The 19225-nt window shown below is 43.0% G+C and carries 18 protein-coding genes; 13 read left to right on the forward strand and 5 right to left on the reverse strand.

What is annotated here, in order from left to right; all coding sequences use genetic code 11:
- The first annotated feature begins 63 nt into the window (after nucleotides 1-63).
- From RG47T_RS21020 to RG47T_RS21040, 5 genes are all read left to right on the forward strand, one after another.
- Nucleotides 64-1296 (forward strand): ABC transporter permease, encoded by a 1233-nt coding sequence (locus tag RG47T_RS21020; protein WP_074491434.1) that lies wholly within the window; start codon nucleotides 64-66, stop codon nucleotides 1294-1296.
- 9 nt (nucleotides 1297-1305) lie between these two features.
- Nucleotides 1306-1671, forward strand: coding sequence for a hypothetical protein (locus RG47T_RS21025; protein WP_074491436.1), 366 nt, complete (start codon nucleotides 1306-1308; stop codon nucleotides 1669-1671).
- A gap of 96 nt (nucleotides 1672-1767) precedes the next feature.
- Nucleotides 1768-2148: a 30S ribosome-binding factor RbfA gene (gene rbfA / locus RG47T_RS21030; protein ID WP_074491438.1), complete on the forward strand. Its 381-nt coding sequence runs from the start codon at nucleotides 1768-1770 to the stop codon at nucleotides 2146-2148.
- A 6-nt stretch (nucleotides 2149-2154) separates the two neighbouring features.
- Complete coding sequence (locus tag RG47T_RS21035) at nucleotides 2155-2862, forward strand: peptidoglycan DD-metalloendopeptidase family protein (protein WP_074491440.1); 708 nt, start codon at nucleotides 2155-2157, stop codon at nucleotides 2860-2862.
- 29 nt (nucleotides 2863-2891) lie between these two features.
- A complete protein-coding gene (locus tag RG47T_RS21040; RefSeq protein WP_074491442.1) occupies nucleotides 2892-3563 on the forward strand; it encodes a TonB family protein in 672 nt (223 codons plus the stop codon).
- A gap of 124 nt (nucleotides 3564-3687) precedes the next feature.
- Here RG47T_RS21040 and RG47T_RS21045 read toward each other — a convergent pair whose 3' ends face one another.
- The 4 genes from RG47T_RS21045 to RG47T_RS21060 all read right to left on the reverse strand — a co-directional run bounded on the left by RG47T_RS21045 (nucleotide 3688) and on the right by RG47T_RS21060 (nucleotide 8785).
- Nucleotides 3688-4887, reverse strand: coding sequence for a DUF1501 domain-containing protein (locus RG47T_RS21045; protein ID WP_074491443.1), 1200 nt, complete (start codon nucleotides 4885-4887; stop codon nucleotides 3688-3690).
- A 75-nt stretch (nucleotides 4888-4962) separates the two neighbouring features.
- On the reverse strand, nucleotides 4963-5532 hold the full coding sequence (locus tag RG47T_RS21050; RefSeq protein ID WP_074491445.1) for a gluconate 2-dehydrogenase subunit 3 family protein: 570 nt from the start codon (nucleotides 5530-5532) through the stop codon (nucleotides 4963-4965).
- Between the two features lie 11 nt (nucleotides 5533-5543).
- Nucleotides 5544-7259, reverse strand: coding sequence for a GMC oxidoreductase (locus RG47T_RS21055; RefSeq protein WP_074491446.1), 1716 nt, complete (start codon nucleotides 7257-7259; stop codon nucleotides 5544-5546).
- A gap of 146 nt (nucleotides 7260-7405) precedes the next feature.
- On the reverse strand, nucleotides 7406-8785 hold the full coding sequence (locus RG47T_RS21060) for a DUF1800 domain-containing protein (RefSeq protein WP_074491448.1): 1380 nt from the start codon (nucleotides 8783-8785) through the stop codon (nucleotides 7406-7408).
- A gap of 225 nt (nucleotides 8786-9010) precedes the next feature.
- On the opposite strand from RG47T_RS21060, the gene RG47T_RS21065 reads away from it, so the two are divergent.
- The 4 genes from RG47T_RS21065 (at nucleotide 9011) to RG47T_RS21080 (ending at nucleotide 14362) form a co-directional block, all read left to right on the forward strand.
- Nucleotides 9011-10990, forward strand: coding sequence for a DUF3858 domain-containing protein (locus RG47T_RS21065; protein WP_083627484.1), 1980 nt, complete (start codon nucleotides 9011-9013; stop codon nucleotides 10988-10990).
- Between the two features lie 6 nt (nucleotides 10991-10996).
- Complete coding sequence (locus RG47T_RS21070) at nucleotides 10997-12934, forward strand: DUF3858 domain-containing protein (RefSeq protein WP_074491451.1); 1938 nt, start codon at nucleotides 10997-10999, stop codon at nucleotides 12932-12934.
- Between the two features lie 10 nt (nucleotides 12935-12944).
- Nucleotides 12945-13574 (forward strand): leucyl/phenylalanyl-tRNA--protein transferase, encoded by a 630-nt coding sequence (gene aat / locus RG47T_RS21075; RefSeq protein ID WP_074491453.1) that lies wholly within the window; start codon nucleotides 12945-12947, stop codon nucleotides 13572-13574.
- Between the two features lie 218 nt (nucleotides 13575-13792).
- Nucleotides 13793-14362, forward strand: coding sequence for a hypothetical protein (locus RG47T_RS21080; RefSeq protein WP_216351086.1), 570 nt, complete (start codon nucleotides 13793-13795; stop codon nucleotides 14360-14362).
- Between the two features lie 58 nt (nucleotides 14363-14420).
- Here the strand turns inward: RG47T_RS21080 and RG47T_RS21085 are convergent, their stop codons facing one another.
- Entirely contained in the window at nucleotides 14421-16001 is a 1581-nt protein-coding gene (locus RG47T_RS21085; protein ID WP_074491455.1) for a S41 family peptidase, read from the reverse strand.
- Nucleotides 16002-16113: 112 nt separating this feature from the next.
- On the opposite strand from RG47T_RS21085, the gene murQ reads away from it, so the two are divergent.
- The 4 genes from murQ (at nucleotide 16114) to RG47T_RS21105 (ending at nucleotide 19179) form a co-directional block, all read left to right on the forward strand.
- Nucleotides 16114-16941, forward strand: coding sequence for an N-acetylmuramic acid 6-phosphate etherase (gene murQ, locus RG47T_RS21090; RefSeq protein ID WP_074491457.1), 828 nt, complete (start codon nucleotides 16114-16116; stop codon nucleotides 16939-16941).
- Between the two features lie 18 nt (nucleotides 16942-16959).
- Entirely contained in the window at nucleotides 16960-17526 is a 567-nt protein-coding gene (locus RG47T_RS21095) for a hypothetical protein (RefSeq protein WP_074491459.1), read from the forward strand.
- Between the two features lie 53 nt (nucleotides 17527-17579).
- Nucleotides 17580-18314 (forward strand): Bax inhibitor-1/YccA family protein, encoded by a 735-nt coding sequence (locus RG47T_RS21100; protein WP_074491460.1) that lies wholly within the window; start codon nucleotides 17580-17582, stop codon nucleotides 18312-18314.
- A 175-nt stretch (nucleotides 18315-18489) separates the two neighbouring features.
- Nucleotides 18490-19179 (forward strand): OmpW/AlkL family protein, encoded by a 690-nt coding sequence (locus tag RG47T_RS21105; RefSeq protein ID WP_074491462.1) that lies wholly within the window; start codon nucleotides 18490-18492, stop codon nucleotides 19177-19179.
- Nucleotides 19180-19225 lie beyond the last annotated feature (46 nt).

A 19225-nucleotide genomic window follows, 5' to 3' on the forward strand; every position in this document is an offset into this window, starting at 1 on the left:
AAGTATTACAATTCATTAAGTAAACAGATCTGACAACTGATAACAGACAACTGACAACACAACTTGAACACCTCGATATACATAGCCAAACGGTATCTTTTTTCTGTTAAGAAGATGCACGCCATTAATATCATTTCGGGCATATCTATGCTGGGGGTGTTTATTGGCAGCGCCGCGCTTATCCTTATCTTGTCGGTTTTTAATGGGTTAGAAACCGTGATCTTATCGCTATATGACAACTTTACTGCCGAACTAAAGATAGAACCCAAACTGGGTAAAACATTTGATGATAACAGTGCAGGCTTTAAAAGCTTGCACAATAACCCTAAGCTGTTATCATATACCGAAGTACTGCAGGAGCGCGCCCTGTTGCGTTATAACGACCGGCAGGTAATTGCCACTATGAAAGGCGTTAGCAACGCCTTTTTGAAGAATCCTCGCCTGGATAGCACCATTATTAAAGGCTCTTTCTCCCTCGATTTCCATGGCCAGCCAACTGCGGTAATAGGCGCTACTATACAAGGCAGCCTGGGTGTTAACGTGAGCGATATATTAAGCCCAATACAGGTGTACTCGCCAAGCCGCAAGGCATCTGTTAACAGTATTAACCCAGCCGATGAGTTTACGGTGCGCTATGTTTACCCTGCCGGGATATTTACCGTTCAACAGGATTTTGACGACATGGTTATTGTACCGCTTAGCTTCATGCGCAACCTGCTCGATCAGCCCACACAGGTTTCGGCAGTCGAACTTAATTTTAAGCCGGGTACAGATATTAATGCGGTGCAAAAAGACGTTAAAGATAAAATTGGCACCGATAACTATACTATTAAAAACCGCTACGAACAAAATACGTTACTGTATAAGCTCCTGCACTCAGAGAAATGGGCTGTGTTTTTAATACTAAGCTTTGTGCTGGTTATTGCTATCTTTAATATAATAGGGTCGTTAACCATGCTGGTAATAGATAAGAAAAAAGATATTGCTATTTTAAACAGCCTTGGTGCCAAGCCTCAATTAATACAGGGCATATTTTTTTACGAAGGGATGATGATTTCCCTGGCAGGTTGTATGGGCGGTATGCTAGCCGGATTAATTTTCGGGCTGCTACAGCAAAAATATGGCTTTATAAGTATGGGTGGCGGTTTAACAGTTATAAACGCTTACCCGGTTGCCTTTAAAATAACCGATTTTATATTGGTTTTTTTAACCGTTAGCGGCATTGCCGTAATAGCATCAGGCATTAGCGCCCGGTTAAGTGTTAAAGGATTAAATGAATTTAAACAGGATTTATAAATTTGCGGCATGCAGTTAAGGCTGATCAAATATTTTACACTGGTTGTTATCATTTTCATTTGCTCGTGCGGTAATAAGCAGGGCAATGGCAATGAAACAGTTTATAAAGGCATCTATAGTTTTGGCCCCGATGCCAAATCATTTAAAGATTGTGATAACGGCCGCGAATACTGGGTTACAGACGAATCGGCTAAATTAGAGCTACAATACTCACAAATGAATATCGAAAAGCCTTACGTACCAGTATATGTAGAACTACAGGGCGTAAAGATAAAATCGGGTAAAGAAGGCATGGGGTCTGAATATGATAGTACCCTTGTTGTAAAAAAACTAATTAAGATAACTAAAGAAATACCACAGGATATGTGTAATTAAGGCGAAAGGTTTTAAGATGAAAGGATAAAGGTAAAATCTTGATCGTTATTGTTTCCTTTCTCCTTTGACCCCCCTTTTCCTTTAACCTAAAACAACATGGAATCAAAACGTCAGCAAAAATTTGCCGGAATTATACAAGAAGATCTGGCCGCTATATTTCAGCGCGAGGGTATGAATTATTTACCCAACACCTTGGTTACCATTACCAAAGTACGCGTTACACCAGATTTGGCTATTGCCCGTGTGTTTTTGAGCTTTTTCAACAATGCTAATTCGCAACTGTCGCTTGCTACCGTTAAGCAGCATGCCTCAGAGATCCGTTATAAGTTAGGTGCCCGGATTAAAGATAATGCCCGGATAGTACCTCAGCTCGAATTTTTTATCGATGACACCAGCGAGTACGTAGAACGTATGGATAAAATTTTCGACAAGATCAGCAAAGAAGATCGCCAACCGGATACAGAAGAGGGCGAATAATTACCGATGGACAGGCATCTGCAACTACGCAGCTATATTAGCGGGCACCCCGGTGCTGTAAGCAAGGTTGTGGAATATAATCCGGTTGCAGATCGTTTCTTCCAGCTCAATTTTACAGCATCTAATACGCAACTCAATCTGGCCGACGTTACCGATACCAATAAATTTGGCCATTGGATAAACGCACAACTACAGCAACACAATTGCCGCTTTGGTATAGGCGGCTATATGGAGCATCGTACCATTTACCAGCGCAGTGCCCTGTTCGACACTTATGACGAACCCCGCCGCCTGCATTTAGGGGTAGATATATGGGGACCGGCCGGTACATCCATTTATGCTCCGCTGGCAGGTAAAATACATAGCTTTCAGGACAATCACCATTTTGGCGATTACGGCCCGACCGTTATTTTAGAGCATGATCTGGATGGCTTAACGCTTTATACGCTATACGGGCATTTGAGCCGCCAAAGTTTAACCAGGCTAAAAGTTGGCCACGTAATAGAATCCGGGCAAAAGATAGCCGAACTGGGCCATGCCGACGAAAACGGTAGCTGGCCACCGCACCTGCATTTCCAGCTGATGTTTGACCTTGAGGGCATGAGCGGCGACTATCCCGGCGTGGGTAAGTTTTCGGAGCAAGAAACTTTGCAGGCCAACATCCCCGATCCTGATATTATTTTACAGATTCCCGCTGCAACTATTATAGCCTGAAAGCGTTATAATTATATAACCCGGTTATAATGCGTTCAGGCTCACTCATATTACTTGCATTTATTATTCTAACTGCGTTTAAAGCTAATGCACAACCCGGCTTTAAAGGAGGCGCAGCTGCGTTAGACCGTTATTTAACCGATCATATTGTTTACCCCGAATACGCACGCCAAAACTGTATCTCGGCGATAATTAAAGTAAAATTCAGGCTGGATAGTGTAGGAAACGTTAAAGATGCCGTAGTGTTGGACGGCCCGGGTATTGACCTCGATGATGAGGCAATCCGGGTTATGAAAATGACATCCGGCAAATGGCAGCTCCCTCCTGACTATAATACAAACAGCAATATCGTTCTACCTATCCGCTTTGTGCCCGATAATGCACGTTGTACCAATGCCACCAGTGCCGGTATTGCTGCAGCTATAGCCAATTATCAATCGCGCCAGGAATTGCAAAATGCAGTCACCAATTATTATAAAAATAAATACACAGGTGCAGCCGATACCACCAAAGAGGCTCAAATAATTATCCTCAAAAAGCAATTAGGCTATAATGATGATTTTATTGCCGATGTATTAGACCAAGCCAGCAAAAAGCTAAAGCAAGGCGATAAAGACGGCGCCTGCGAAGATTGGAATTTCATCCGCAATATTGGAAGTGATAAGGCTGATGGTTTTATTGCGAAATACTGCTTAAGGTAGAATCAAGAAAAAAGAAACCATATTTTGTCATTGCGAGCGATAGCGTGGCAATCTCGTCTTATTCATTATATGATCTGCATAGCTACGAGATTGCTTTGTAACTCAATGACGGCTTTTTCATTTTCTATACCAATCCCAACCCCACAAATCCTTTACTTAAAACCGCACTATTGTTTACATCCAGCCATTTATCCAGTATGGTGGCGTAAATATCACGGAAATCTACTTTGTATTTTAAGTCGCCGTTTTCGAGGTCGCTTAAATCGGGAGCATCGTTGAAGATGCCGGGCTTTTGTAGTTTGCCGCCAAACAACATTACGTTACTGGCAGTACCATGATCGGTACCGGCGCTGGCATTCTCTTCTACGCGGCGGCCAAATTCAGAGAAGGTCATAATCAGTGTATCATCCAGTTTGCCGGTTTGCTTAAGGTCTTTTACAAAAGCAGCAACGGCATCGGCATAAGTCTTCAAAACCCTACCCTGCTGCCCTTGCTGACCGGCGTGGGTATCAAATCCGCCTAAGGATACATAGTAAACTCTGGTCTCCAGGCCCGAATTAATGAACTTAGATACGTTCTTCAACTGGTTACCAATACCCGTAGCCGGATACTGTGCCGTTACGTTATAGGTTTTAGATGTATTTTGGATATAATCTGCCGATGAGTAGGTTTCTATCATCGTTTTATACAGATAGCCTAAGTTCTCTTCGCTCAGGTGCTGCGCTTCGTGGTCGCGTACAATGTCTTTAAAAAATGGCTCGCGGGTAGTTTGGTATAGCTTGTTAGGGTCTGATACCGCAATACCTTTCATGTATTCGCCCTTCATAGCTAATGAAAGCGTATCATCAACCTCCATGGCCGTATAAGGGTTTTTTAAGTTCTGGCGATTTGCATCCAGGTAGCGGCCTATCCAGCCGGTGGTTAAAAACTGGTTAGAGTCGCTGCCGGTTTGCCAGATATCCATCGATCTGAAATGCGACCTGTCGGGATTTGGGTAGCCCACCGAATTAATAATGGTCATCCAGCCCTGGTCATAGATCTCCTTCAGCGCGGCAAGGTTAGGGTTTAAGCCCTGCATATCGTTCAGCGTAATCAGATCAGGCACTTTGATGCCTATATTCTTACGCTTCTGGTAATAAATATCGCTACAGTAAGGGATAATGGTGTTCAGCCCGTCATTGCCGCCGGAGAGCTGTATCACCACGAGGTTTTTATGCCCGGTAATATCATTCATTGCCAGGGCATCAAACGGTTTCAGAAAAGCAGGGAGCATAAAAGCACCCGAGGCCAGCATCGTCTTGGTTAAAAAATCTCTCCTTTTCATCGGTTATTTTTTAAGGGGTTCTACTTATGACGTTGTTATAAGCCCAAGGTTTAATTTTTTCTTTTTAATTAAACATCAACGTGTTGCCCAAGCCCTGTCTCCTTTTTTATAAGGTACATCGCCTTCAAATTTCCCGGGTATGGCCACGTAGCGCAAGGCTTGGGTACAACCCGGTTTTGATGTAAAGTAACCTAGCAGGGTAAGCTCTTTAACCATCCTGAAATAATGATTTGGCGCCTTTTTATCTTTATGCTTATTATATTCCTTTTGCTCGGTATCCAGTGTGTTTAAAACCGCTGTGCGCTGTTTCATATCACAAGCCAGAAAATCTTTATCAAACTGTTTTTGGGCCGCTTTATCGATATTGTTTTTCGCCGTCAAAAATATTTTCTGGTCTTCGGGCTTGTAACAATCTCTCACCATTATGGCCATAAAGCCACCCACATTGGTAGCTTTTGCGCCGGGGGTATTGGTTTCGGGTATTATCACATCGCCTACTTCATTAAAAAAGGAAACATCTTCTGTTCCAAATAAATCTTCAACCTTATTTGATGTTGTTTTACATCCGCTTAAAAAAAACTCTGCACCAATAATGGTTCCGCCCATTAATAATGCCACTCTGCCAATTGCGTCTCTTCTGTTCATGGTTCCGAAGCTTAAATGTTACCTTTTTTTAATTCTTTAACTGCGTAGTCTGCGGCCCTGGCCGTTAATGCCATATAAGTAAGCGAGGGATTCTGGCAGGCAGACGAAGTCATGCTGGCACCATCGGTCACAAATACATTTTTGGCATCCCAAACCTGGTTATGCCCATTCAATACCGATGTTTTAGGGTCGCGGCCCATACGTGCAGTACCCATTTCGTGAATACCGTCACCTACATGGTGCCCGTTATTCCATGTTTTAACATTTTTAACGCCCGAACTTTCCAGCATTGCCTTTGCTTCGGAGATAATATCAACCCGCATTTTCTGCTCATTTTCCTTTAGTTCGGCATCCATGGCCAAAACAGGCAGCCCCCATTTATCTTTCTTACTTTTATCAAGCGAGATCTTGTTTTCATGGTACGGCAGCAATTCACCGAAACCGGTGATGCCGATGCTCCATTGTCCCGGCTCAACCAGTGCTTCTTTGTAACCCGCTCCAAACTGCATTTCGGCTACATCCCTACTCCAGTCTTCGCGGTTCGCGCTGCCCTGGTAGCCAAAGCCACGCAAGTAATCGCGCTTGTCGCCAAACAGGTTGGTAAACCTCGGGATATAGATACCGTTGGCCCTGCGACCGTATACGTATTTATCTTCAAAACCGTTAATCATGCCGGATGCGCCGAGGTTATAGTGGTGGTCCATTACGTTGTGCCCAAGTTCGCCACTACTGCTGCCCAAGCCGCCTTGCCATACATCGGTAGCCGAATTCATTAATACCCAGGCACTATTTAATGCCGATGCATTAACAAATACTATTTTGGCATGGTACTCATAAGTTTGGTTTGTTTCGGCATCCAGCACCTCTACCCCGGTAGCCTTTTGGGTGTTTTTATCATAAATAATTTTGGTAACGATAGAGAAAGGCCTCACCGTTAAGTTACCCGTAGCCACAGCAGCAGGCAAGGTAGACGATTGCGTACTAAAATACCCGCCGAACGGGCAACCCTCCCAGCAACGGTTTCTAAACTGGCATGCTGTACGGCCCGGTATAGCTTGTGTTAAGTTAGCGGTACGCCCAATGATCATATGGCGGCTGCCTTTATATTTTTCTTTAATGCGGCGTGCAACATCTTTTTCTACCACATTCATTTGCATGGGTGGCAAATAATGCCCGTCTGGTAGTTGCTCCAGGCCATCCCTCGATCCGCTGATGCCTGCAAACTTTTCTACGTAATCATACCAGGGTGCCAGGTCAGCATACCTTATCGGCCAGTCAATAGCCCAGCCATCTTTGGCATTGGCTTCAAAATCGTGATCGCTCCAACGGTAACTTTGCCTGCCCCACAACTGCGACCGGCCACCCAACTGGTAAGCGCGCCACCAATTAAAAGGCTTAACTTCTGTATAAGGTGAGTCAACATCATTGGCCCATTTATCTATAATTTGCTCCTGTGCGCCCCAGTTACGCGCTATAATAGGGTGTTGCTTGGCCTGAGCCTGTGTTATAGAGCCACGGTGCTCAAACTCCCAGGGATCTTTGGTAGCAGTTTTATAATCTTTTAGGTGCTCGTAATTACGGCCCCGCTCCAGCATAATGGTTTTTAACCCTTTTTCGGTTAACTCTTTCGCGGCCCATCCGCCGCTAATGCCAGAGCCTATTACAATAGCATCGTATGTGTAATCGGCTTTTGCTTTGCCATTAATATTTACAGTATCTTTTAGCATAAATGAAGGTTTTGTTGGTTGCTTCAATAATTGGTAAAAGTAAAGTAGTATTTATATTACGGCCATGCAAATACAAAGCGAATTTATGTATACCTGTGATTACTATTGGTTAAAATATTACAAGTAATAATCAAAATATCACGCAATTAACAAAGCTGGTACTCTGGCGTCGAAGCAATCTGGATCACCATCGATTTAATATCCGGTGTCTGGTTCACCTCGTCAATTACGGTTTGGTTAAGTTTGGGTTCCAGCATAAATTCGGCAACCTGTATGCGGGGCATATCCAACGGGATGTCCTGCAAAAAACGGCTCCAATCAGGCACTGCCTGGGTACGCTTAATTACGTTGAACTGCTGCCTGTGTGTAGCTGCCAAAAATGCTTCATCCTCTGGGGTGGCCTTACCTGTAAAATCAATAACACCTGCATTTAATAACGTAGAAGCTATTTTAATACGGTACATTAATGATGAACTGTCTATCCATGCCCGGCCGCCCGGCCAGCCTGCCACATTGGGTGGTTTAAACAATACCTGCCCCAAGGTGCGCTCAAATTGCAGCAATACATCGGGGTTATGGTAATCTATATAAAACTGCCGCGTGAGCGAAACCAGCAGCTGCACCGGCGATTTAATAATTACGCCAATATTTTTATCCTCATAAAACCAGTCGGCCAGGAAAACAAATTCCAGCAAGGGTTTTAATTCGTAATTGGCCTGGTAAAATACATCGGCCATTTGGCTTACATGTACCGGATCGGGCGTATCATTAACCAGGTAACGGTATAGCTTTGTGCAAATAAAGGTAGCCGTTTGCTTATTGCTCAATATGATATCAATAATATCTTCGCCGCAAAAGTTGGCCGTTTTACCCATAAAGGTTTTCTGCCCGTCGTCATGTATTCGGGGTATAAACGTGTACTGGGAGGTTTTACCATCATAATGCCAACCGGTAAATGAGCGGGCCGACTCCTTAATGTCCTGCTCGGTGTAATGGCCAATTCCTAAGGTAAACAGCTCCATCAGTTCGCGGGCAAAGTTTTCGTTAGGGTGCCCCTTTACATTTTGCTGGTTGTTTAAAAAGGTAAGCATCGCCGGCGATTGTGAAACCGCTGTGAGCAGGGTTTTAAAATTACCAAGCGCATAGGTACGCTGTATATTGTTAAGCTGTTGCTGATGGTAGGCATTGTTAATATTACAAGCAAAATGATTGTGCCAAAAAAGCGTCATCCGCTCGCGCAGCTGGGCATCAGAAACGGCCATTTGTTTCAGCCAGGTAGTATTTAAGTCTTTATCCTGCTGGTTTCGGTCTTCCTGGTTTTTCTTCTTTGTCTCGGGGTCATTGGCTTTGGGCCGCAGGTCTATATTTTCTGTAATAACGGCAATGTGCTGATCGGCCTCTGCGTTTTTAAAAAGTTCTTTTACATTCTTTTTTACCGAAGCGTTCTCGTGCCCATACAATTCTTTAAACCTGATGCCAAAACCGGCTCTCGAATACAGATGTTTTATTTGCCTTGCATTATTCATAGGGGTATCTGTTAAATAAATATGACACTATTTTTTACAATAGGTTTAATTATGTAATACCCGCAATATAAAATTAACCACGGCTATTATATATACACACTAATGAAATTTCTGTGCCTGCACGGCCAGTATTACGGCTTTTAGTTGATAGTAGTGCCGATATCATACTTTATAAGTATCAATTATTACCCCTATATTAGAAGCAACAAACCTTATTAATTTATAATGAAACTAATTTTACCCCTCTTGTTTCTGTGCTGTACCTTGCAGCTATCTGTACATGCACAAGTTAAAACAAACCGTATACAGGCTTTCGGCAAAGTTGACCAAGCCGACCTCGAACTAAAAACCTGCGACTTTGAAAGTGATGCCAATGCCATGGTGCTTTTTGTTAAAGGCGATATATACTACGACCAGGAATTTAACATAGTGATGGAATACCATAAGCGCATTAAAATTTTTAATGAACATGGTAAAGACGAGGCTAACGTTAAAATTGATTTTGAAGGTGGTAACAAGGTAGAAAGCATAACCGGCCTGCAAGCCCAAACTATTAACCTGACAGACGGCAAACCCGAAATAACCAAGGTTGATAAAAAGCAAATATTTTTGCAGGTTATTGATAAAGACCAGGATCAATACACCTTTTCGTTTGCTAATGTAAAACCCGGCTCGGTTGTAGAGTATAAATTTACACGTATTATACATGCTTACAGCTGGCTGCCCAACTGGTATTTTCAGGAAGGGATACCGGTAAGATACAGCGAACTGGATACCAGCATCCCGGATCTTTTAGATTTTAAAACACAAACACATGTTAACCAGGCATTTGTTAAGCGGGTAAATACAAGTGAGTCTCAAACAATAGGCACCGGTACCAATGCTATCACGTTTAATAATGAAAAGGATGAGCGGGCGCTTGAAAATATCCACTCTTTGCCCGATGAACCGTACATGACCTCTGATGTAGATAATTTACAAAGTATTTATTTTCAGCTGATAGGTGTAAAACCTATTGGCGGCTTTAGCAAAACCTTTGCCAATAGCTGGCCAAAGGTTGGTGAGGCATTTGCAGACGATGAAGATTTTGGCGACCAGTTAAAACGTAAATTAACTGCCGAGGAAGCCATTATTACCAAAGCCAAGGCGTTAAAAACAGACGAACAGAAAATTGCATATATTTTTAATGAGGTTAAAAATACCATGAAATGGAACGGTATTGACAGATGGTACACCAATGATGGTACCCGCACAGCCTGGGACAAAAAAACCGGCAACGCCACCGAAATTAATATTATTCTGTATCACCTGCTTAAGCAGTCGGGGGTGAAAGATGTTTACCCGATGGAAGTAAGCACCCGCTCGCACGGTAAGGTTAACCCTGCCTACCCTTTTATGCGCCAGTTTAACCGCGCTGTTGTATACATCCCAATTGACAGTACAAACCATTATGTAATGGATGCAAGCGGTAAATACAATGTGTACAATGAAATACCGGCAAATTTGCTTAATTCTTACGGTCTTAGCATTAATAAGGAGACCAATACTTACGATCTGGTTTTTTTAGAAAAAAAACGCCCGTCTGTTAAGTCAGTATACATTAATGCCGAAATTAACACCGACGGACAAATGAGTGGCACTGCCAGCATCAGCAGCCTTAGCTATGGCCGCATTAATGCTGTAGAATCATATAAAACAGATGGCGAAAAAAAATACATCGAAAGCCTTACCGAGCACGACAATAATTTAAAGATCTCTTCTTTAAAAATGGATAACCTGGAGATCGACTCTTTGCCGCTTTCGCAAAACATAACTTTTAAGCTCGATCTTACTGGGTCGGACGGTACTTATATTTATTTTGTACCCAACATGTTTTCGGCTTTGCACAACAACCCATTTTTGAGCGAAAACAGGTATACCAATATAGATTTCGGCTATCGTAACAACGTAACTTTAACAGGCACCTATAAAATGCCGGCCGGTTATAAGGCCGATGCCCTGCCTAAAAGTATAAGCATGATAATGCCAGATAAAAGCATCAGCATTAAGCGCTTTGTTGCAGAAGAAGGCGGTATAGTTACTGTACGTTACGTGGTGAGTTATGCAAAATCTTTTTATTTTAAAGAAGATTATGCCGAACTGCATGAGTTCTACAAAAAAATGCAGGAAATGCTGAACGAACAAGTTGTACTGAAAAAATCATAACCGCAGATGTTTGTTAAAAATATTTATCGCCTTGCCTGCATAGGTTTTGCATTGATAACCTGCGGCACCCTGTATGCACAACCCAAAGGTATCGACAAAGAATTGTACAAAGCAGCCACCATACCGGATTCTTTAAAAGAGAACGCGAATGCAGTTGTAAGATATTCATCTGATGATTACCTTATTAAAGCCCCTGGGAAAGCCGTAATTAAACATTATAGTTTGGTTACTATCTTAAATGAGAAAGCTGATGGTGAAGCCCATCTCCACATTGATTACAACAGAAAATATGATGCAATAAGCAGCATTGAAATGAAGGTATATAATGCAGCCGGCGTACTTATTAAAAAGTATGGCAAAAGCGATATGTATGATGCCCTGGCTACAGACGATGCAACCATTGCAACAGACGATAGATACTTGGCTTTAAGACATGTTATTTCCACTTACCCCGCCACGATAGAAACCAGCTATGAAGAAGATCTTTCGAGCTTTGTCGATCTAGGAAGCTGGTACATACAGGGTACAGAAACATCTATTCAAAACGCTGTATGCACAATGACGGTTAACCCTGATTTGGGATTTCGTTTTATCAATGAGAATATAAAGTTAGAAACTCAAAAGGCAAAAGATGGTATTCTTGACACCTACAATTGGCAAATTAAAAACCTAAAATCGGTAAAGCCAGAGGATGAAGTTCCAAATTGGCAAATCACGAAGAAAGTATCATTTGCAATTAATCAATTTATATATTGTGGCTCTGCTGGAACTTTCAATAATTGGTCTGACTATGGAAAATGGCTATCAGGACTTAAATCAGATGTCTGCACACTTACACCGCAACGTGCAGAAGAAATAAAAAAAATGACCGATAGCCTTAAGACAGACAAAGAAAAGGCTAGATTTTTATACAACTATCTTCAAAAAAACGTCAGGTATGTAAGTATTCAATTAGGGATTGGTGGCTTAAAACCGCTACCGGCAACTTTTGTTGACCAAAAAAAATATGGCGATTGCAAAGCATTATGCAATTATATGTACGCCCTTTTAAAAGCGGTTAACATTCCCTCGTATTATGCCGAAGTTAATGCAGGTACAAATGAAGAGCCGGCAAACCCTGTCTTTCCGAATAGGCCCTTCAATCATATTATATTATGTATCCCTTTTAAAAGTGATACAACCTGGTTAGAATGTACCAGTAATACCCAGCCATTTGGTAAACTTGGCACATTTACAGAAAACCGAAATGCATTACTTATAACGGAAGATGGAGGAAAATTGGTAAACACGCCCCGCAGCACTATGAGTAATAATACCTTTAATAGCGATGTGCATATTACACTTGCTCCAGATGGCGGGGCCAAAGCCAAGATAAAAATTTTAAGTACTGGAGAAGTGCGTGATACATATATCGGCATATCTGCACAAAAGCTTGATTATCAGAAAGAATTTTTGATCAGGCGACTACACATGAAGCAACCCTCTTTACTTGATTTTAAACTCTCAGACAATAAAGATGATGTGAAACAGGTAGATCTCGACCTCGAGTATGATAAGTTTTATGATATGGCAGCTGGCGAGAAACAATTTTATCGCCCAAGGGCTTTTGATTTATGGAACGTTACAGTTCCTGTTCTTGACAAGCGTAATGCGGATTATTATTTTGATTACCCCATGCAGAAAACCTGCACCACAACTATTGACCTGCCCACAGGCTTCGAGATGGAGTCATTACCAACAAACGTAAGCCTTAAATTTACTTACGGCAGTTACAATGTAAATTACCAATATCTGGCTGATAAAAACGAGGTGGTAAGCACAACCAGTTTTGTTTTAACCAACCAGGTTATACCTGCAGCCAAATACAATGAGATGCAGCAATACATGGATAATATTGCCAAAGCACAGAATAAAAAATTAGTGATCCGCCGCAAGGCTTCCTAACTTTAACCCGATGATTTTCGGGCTAGACGAACGCTTAATATTTCCGGACCCTGCACAGGCAGAGGATGATGGCCTGCTGGCCGTAGGAGGTGACCTGTCGATAGATCGCCTCCTGCTGGCTTATCATAACGGAATTTTTCCGTGGTATAGCGATGATACGCCCATTTTATGGTACTCACCACACGAGCGTTTTGTACTTTACCCAGCCGAACTGAAAGTATCTAAAAGCATGCGGCAGGTTTTAAACTCAGGTAAATTCAGGGTCACGGTCAATCAGTGTTTTGCCGACGTAATAAAAGCCTGCGCCGCCGCGCCGCGCGAAGGGCAAGACGGCACCTGGATAACCACCGAAATGCAGGATGCTTACATCAACCTGCACCACGAGGGCCATGCCCACTCTTACGAAGTTTGGGAAAACAGTATTTTGGTTGGTGGCCTGTATGGCATAGCCATGAACAATGTTTTTTGCGGCGAAAGCATGTTTAGCAGGGTTAGCAATGCCTCTAAAACAGCGCTTATTTACCTCTGTAAAAATAATGCGTATACCCTGGTAGACTGCCAGGTACCCACCGACCATTTAACCTCCATGGGTGCTCGCCTCATCCCGCGAGATGAGTATCTGGATGTTTTAAACTCCTGAAACGGCTATAATTCATTCTGTTTTTCTGTTAAAAAAGGCTTCAATCGTTAATGATTGCCCATGTAATCAAACAGTTACATAGTTGCACTCATCAACCATTAAACTTTAACGCATTTGGATTGTCATATATCCGAATTACGAAACAACTATCAAAACATCGGGGTTGTAGCTTAGTAAAGAAGCAAGTATACCTTCCGACAGATCTTAAAATTTACAAAATGAAAAAAATCCTTTTTGTGGCAGTGCTGCTCGTCAGCAGCCTCACCGTTAAGTTAGCCGATGCACAAATTAGTTTTAGCTTAAACATAGGTAGCCAGCCTGCCTGGGGCCCAACGGGCTATGACCATGCCGAATTTTATTACATGCCTGATATCGATACTTACTATGATGTACCCAATCATCAATATGTGTACTTATCGGGTAGCAGATGGATTCGCTCTGGCGCATTGCCTCCGCGTTATGCCAACTACGATATGTACCACGGCTACAAAGCGGTAATTAATTCACCTTCTCCATGGAGAAACGCGGTTACTTACCGTAACAAATATGCAGGTTACAGAGGACGCCATGACCAAGCTGTAATTCGCGATAGCCGCGATCAACGTTACCAAAACCATTGGAATGGAGATAGAGGCCGCGGTAATGGTAATGGCCAAGGCGGAAACGGTCGTGGAAACAACGATCGCGGCAATGGCAATGATCGTGGAAATAATGGACACAATGATCGCGGCAATAAAGGCGGTGGCGACAGAGGCGGTGATCATGGCGACCACGGTCACCACGAATAATATTCAATAAAATGATTAGTGAAAAGCTCTCCAATATGGAGGGCTTTTTTTATGCCGTTTAGTTAATAGCTGTCAACGCCTTTTTAATGCCGCTATCATCTTGGTTTATCACCTCAAAGTAGGCATCATCGCCCCATTTAAAACGGGCGGCAAAAGCCTTAATATATTGTTTAAGATGCGGCCTTGCCAGCCGGATCTCGCGCGAATCCATTTCCCTTATCGTTTTGGAAGCATACATGATAAAATCATCCAGCTGGTTATCAGTTACGCTAAACTTATTGATAAAATCCTCACGGCTAATTTGCTTGGCCAAATAGGGATGCAGTTTATCAATTACATAAGCAGTAAATAGCTGGGCATCGGCCAGCTCACCTATCAGCCTTACATTGGCCGTGGTATCTTCGGGTACAAAAACATCGGGCATAATGCCGCCGCCGCCATATACCTTACGGCCATCATGTGTGTAATAAGCGTGCGATTTAAAGGCAGTATCCATCATGTTATTCTGGGCATACCTTAGTTCTCCTTTTTGCTGGCGGTCGCTTATCTCTTTGCGGTAATCATCCACGCCATTTTTATATGACTTTTGAATACTCCTACCCGATGGCGTGTAATACCTGGCCACGGTAAGGTTTAATGCAGAACCATCTGCAAACGGAAACTGCTGCTGTACCAACCCTTTACCATACGAGCGCCGGCCTACAATAACTGCCCTGTCCAAATCCTGCAATGCCCCAGCCACAATCTCGCTTGCCGATGCCGAGTACTCATCAATCAGCACGGCTACCTTGCCTTCCTGAAACAAACCCGAGTTGCTCGAATAATAATTAACCCGTTGCTCGTGCGCACCCTGGGTATAAACAATCAACTGGTCTTTAACCAAAAACTCATCGGCCAATGCCGTGGCTGCATCGAGGTAGCCGCCCCTGTTTCCGCGCAGGTCGACAATCAATTTCTTAACTCCTTTTTTTTGCAGATCTCTTAATGATGCCCTGAAATCGCTATCGGTCGTAGTAGCAAACTTGCTCAATTTAATATAACCGGCTAGTGGCGTAAGCGGGTAAGCGGCATCTAAACTGCTCAATGGCACATGGCCGCGCATCAGCATATAACGGTTAATATTATTGCTTAGCAAGTGCCTTACACTCATTTCTACCTTGTTACCGGCTGTACTTCTTATTAAGTGGTTAATGCTATCGGTGCCTAATTTAGCACCCGACGATTTTTTGTAATTGATGGTAATTACCCGGTCGCCATTAACTATGCCCGCCTTGTATGCCGGGCTGCCGGGGTATACCTGCGATATAAACATGGTATCGCGCAGCAAAACATATTCAATACCAATACCATTAAAGCGGCCTTCCAGCCTTTCATTAACAGATTGCGCCTGCTGCCTTGGCAGGTAAACAGAATGTGGGTCCAGCTCCTGCAAAATACTGCCTATGGCATTAGTTTCCAGGGTGTCGTTACCTACGCTATCCACATAATGCCGGTTAATGATTAGCAGTGCGCTATCTATTTTATGATTGCCCGCAACCTGCCGCGCCATAAAACCCTGATTGTTGATCAGCAGCCCTATTGTAATGCCGGCAAGGAGTATAACAACCGTCCTGAAAATTACAGATGCTGCTTGTTTCATTTTTGTTACCTGCAAATTTACATTGTTGATACTCAAAACATAATTATTTAATTAATTGATAATTCATCTAATTAAAATTTTATTGAATTTTGTATGAACAGCAACATCTAACATGGAAAACACCACCGAACAGGACTCCTACTACCAAAATCTCGACCAGATGCCGGTGGCAGACCTGTTGCAACATATTAACGAGCAAGACAATACCGTGCCCAACGCTGTTGCCAAAGCTATCCCACAATTGGAAAAACTGGTTGACATAGTGGTGAACCGCATGAGCAATGGCGGCCGTTTATTTTACATTGGCGCAGGCACCAGTGGCCGTTTAGGTGTGGTTGATGCGTCTGAATGCCCGCCTACCTACGGCGTTCCGTTTGATTGGGTGGTGGGTATTATTGCCGGTGGCGATGGTGCTATACGCAAAGCTGTTGAATTTGCCGAAGATGATGCCGAACAGGCATGGCGCGATTTGCAGGAATTTAACATTAACGACAAAGATGTTGTGGTAGGCATAGCTGCATCGGGCCGTACGCCCTATGTAATTGGCGGTTTAAAAACAGCTAACCAAAACGGCCTGGCAACCGGCTGTATTGTATGCAATGCTGGCAGTCCGGTGGCAAATGTGGCACAGTATCCGGTAGAAATTGTAACTGGTCCGGAGTTTGTAACAGGATCAACAAGGATGAAGGCCGGTACGGCACAAAAGCTGGCTTTAAACATGCTGAGCACTACGGTGATGATACGTTTGGGCCGTGTAAAAGGTAATAAAATGGTGGATATGCAGTTAACTAACCATAAACTGGTTGACCGCGGTACCCGCATGATTATGACTGAAACCGGCCTTGATGAAGCTGTAGCTGCCGGATTATTACAACAATACGGCAGCGTACGTAAAGCAGTAGAATTTTATAACCAAACAAAAATAGAGCCTTCCCATTAAGGAAGGCTGGAGGGGCTAATGCACGAAATAGAACCATATTACCGCTGGCGCGATGATTACGTAGCATCGGAAGACGAGTTTTCGCCTTTCTACGCTACAGTATACAATGAGTTTGAGTTTGACAAGCAGGTATATAACTATTTGCTGCACCCGCAATGGGATTCATTTGGCTCAAACACCTTGTACTTAAAGGTATTGTATGCAGATTACGAGCGCAACTACAGCATTATAGAACTGATAGGCGAATGGAATGATGCCATTAATAATGATGTGATGCTGATGAAGCGCGAGCTCATTGAGCTGATGATAGATAATGGCATTAACAAATTTGTAATCATTGGCGAAAACGTGCTCAACTTCCACTCGTCCGACGATTGTTACTACGAAGAGTGGTTTCAGGATGTAGAGGATGGCTGGATAGCGGGCGTTAACTTCCGCGAGCATGTGATAGAGGAGTTTAAGCGTAATAACATCGACTATTACATTAACTTTGGCGGCGAGCTGGACGATTTTAACTGGCGCGCCCTAAAGCCTTTACAGGTATTTAAAAAAATAGAAGAACAACTGATGCGCAGGCTCACTTAATTTGTTCTTCATAAATTTGTACTAACTTAGATTAATAAATTATATCATATAAAATGGAAAATAACCGTAATTACACCTACGACGATACCGTTATCCAACTGGACGACGAAGTTGCAGCATCGCGCAGGTTTATAGCAAACGTATTTTTGTGGATGTTTTTGGCACTCGGCATTTCTGCCTTTTGCGCCTTCTTATTCGCAAGTAACCCAGCTTTATCAAGTTCGCTTCGCGACCCGCTTACAGGCGGCAATACCGGCTTGGGTACTATTGTAATGTTTGCCCCGCTGGCTTTTGTATTGGCAATATCATTTGGGCTTAACCGCTTATCATTCCCGGTACTGGGTATTTTGTTTATTGCTTTTGCAGCATTATTGGGCATTAGCCTTAGCTTTATCTTGTTAGTTTACACCGCAGCTTCTGTAGCAGGGGTATTCATTACCGCATCTGCAGTATTTGGCGTTATGGCAATTGCCGGCTACACTACCCATCAGGATTTAACCAAATTTGGTTCATTAATGATTATGGGCTTAATTGGTATGGTGATAGCAACAGTGGTAAACTTCTTTTTACACAGCGAAGGCTTAAGCATTATTTTAAGCTACGTAGGCGTTGCCGTATTTACCGGCTTAACTGCTTATGACGTGCAAAAACTAAAACGCATTGGCGCTGGTATTGAGTATGGTGATGCATCTGGCAAAAAAATGGCCATTATGGGTGCATTAACCTTATATCTTGATTTCATCAACCTGTTCCTTTCTTTATTAAGGATTTTCGGTCGTAAGAGATAATTAGGATTCATAACTTTTTTGAAACGCCTCGTGTAGTACACGGGGCGTTTTTTTGTTTTAGTGCCGCCTATAGTAGCTGTTATAATGATTAGGATCACCCTAATTGCTGCTTTAGATCAAACGCCCGCTGGTGCCTTCATGATACATTTGAGCCATTAATCAACTCAAATACATTATGAAAATTTTACGACTATCTATTGTAATACTGTTACTGGTAAATACCCTAAGCGCCTTTGCACAAGAAAAAAACGAATGGGAGATCCGTGTGCGAGCCATTGGCATTATCCCGCAAGAAAGTGCAACCATTGGTGTAATTGGCGGTGGTGCGCACATTTCTAACACCGTGGTACCCGAAGTTGACTTTAGCTATTTCTTCGCTAAAAACTTTTCGGCCGAATTAATTTTGGCAACCACCCGCCATAGTGTTAATACCACATCGTCAAACCTTAGCGCCATAGGCGGTAGCTCGTCTGCCAATGTAGATCTGGGCAAGGTTTGGTTATTGCCGCCAACGCTTACCTTACAGTATCACCTGCCTACTGGCACCTTATTTAGGCCATATGTTGGCGCGGGTATTAATTACACCATTTTTTACAATGCAGATAAAGGCCCCGTGGTACAAGACATTGATTATAAAAACAAATTTGCCTTTGCCGCGCAGGCCGGGGCCGACTTTGACATCAGCAAAAAGATGTTCATTAATATCGACCTCAAAAAAATATTCCTGAATACCACCGCAACCGTTGATGCCTCTAACCTTACCCCGGCAGGCAGCCCCGCCCTGGCCCCTGTTTTAAGAAGCATTAATGCCGATGTAAAAATTAAACCATGGGTAGTTGGCTTCGGCATAGGCTACCGGTTATAAAGATAGTTTGGTGTTGTTGTTATGTAAGAGCCGCCTGTGTTGGGCG

Origin of the sequence: Mucilaginibacter polytrichastri (assembly GCF_001911425.1) — a bacterium.
GTDB lineage: Bacteria > Bacteroidota > Bacteroidia > Sphingobacteriales > Sphingobacteriaceae > Mucilaginibacter > Mucilaginibacter polytrichastri.

What these genes read in the sequence shown, in the direction of transcription:
- RG47T_RS21025 (WP_074491436.1), top strand. Translation starts at nt 1,306, where the DNA reads ATGCAGTTAAGGCTGATCAAATATTTTACACTGGTTGTTATCATTTTC.
- rbfA (WP_074491438.1), top strand. Translation starts at nt 1,768, where the DNA reads ATGGAATCAAAACGTCAGCAAAAATTTGCCGGAATTATACAAGAAGAT.
- RG47T_RS21035 (WP_074491440.1), top strand. Translation starts at nt 2,155, where the DNA reads ATGGACAGGCATCTGCAACTACGCAGCTATATTAGCGGGCACCCCGGT.
- RG47T_RS21040 (WP_074491442.1), top strand. Translation starts at nt 2,892, where the DNA reads ATGCGTTCAGGCTCACTCATATTACTTGCATTTATTATTCTAACTGCG.
- RG47T_RS21045 (WP_074491443.1), bottom strand. Translation starts at nt 4,887, where the DNA reads ATGAAAAGGAGAGATTTTTTAACCAAGACGATGCTGGCCTCGGGTGCT.
- RG47T_RS21050 (WP_074491445.1), bottom strand. Translation starts at nt 5,532, where the DNA reads ATGAACAGAAGAGACGCAATTGGCAGAGTGGCATTATTAATGGGCGGA.
- RG47T_RS21055 (WP_074491446.1), bottom strand. Translation starts at nt 7,259, where the DNA reads ATGCTAAAAGATACTGTAAATATTAATGGCAAAGCAAAAGCCGATTAC.
- RG47T_RS21060 (WP_074491448.1), bottom strand. Translation starts at nt 8,785, where the DNA reads ATGAATAATGCAAGGCAAATAAAACATCTGTATTCGAGAGCCGGTTTT.
- RG47T_RS21065 (WP_083627484.1), top strand. Translation starts at nt 9,011, where the DNA reads ATGAAACTAATTTTACCCCTCTTGTTTCTGTGCTGTACCTTGCAGCTA.
- RG47T_RS21070 (WP_074491451.1), top strand. Translation starts at nt 10,997, where the DNA reads ATGTTTGTTAAAAATATTTATCGCCTTGCCTGCATAGGTTTTGCATTG.
- aat (WP_074491453.1), top strand. Translation starts at nt 12,945, where the DNA reads ATGATTTTCGGGCTAGACGAACGCTTAATATTTCCGGACCCTGCACAG.
- RG47T_RS21080 (WP_216351086.1), top strand. Translation starts at nt 13,793, where the DNA reads ATGAAAAAAATCCTTTTTGTGGCAGTGCTGCTCGTCAGCAGCCTCACC.
- RG47T_RS21085 (WP_074491455.1), bottom strand. Translation starts at nt 16,001, where the DNA reads ATGAAACAAGCAGCATCTGTAATTTTCAGGACGGTTGTTATACTCCTT.
- murQ (WP_074491457.1), top strand. Translation starts at nt 16,114, where the DNA reads ATGGAAAACACCACCGAACAGGACTCCTACTACCAAAATCTCGACCAG.
- RG47T_RS21095 (WP_074491459.1), top strand. Translation starts at nt 16,960, where the DNA reads ATGCACGAAATAGAACCATATTACCGCTGGCGCGATGATTACGTAGCA.
- RG47T_RS21100 (WP_074491460.1), top strand. Translation starts at nt 17,580, where the DNA reads ATGGAAAATAACCGTAATTACACCTACGACGATACCGTTATCCAACTG.
- RG47T_RS21105 (WP_074491462.1), top strand. Translation starts at nt 18,490, where the DNA reads ATGAAAATTTTACGACTATCTATTGTAATACTGTTACTGGTAAATACC.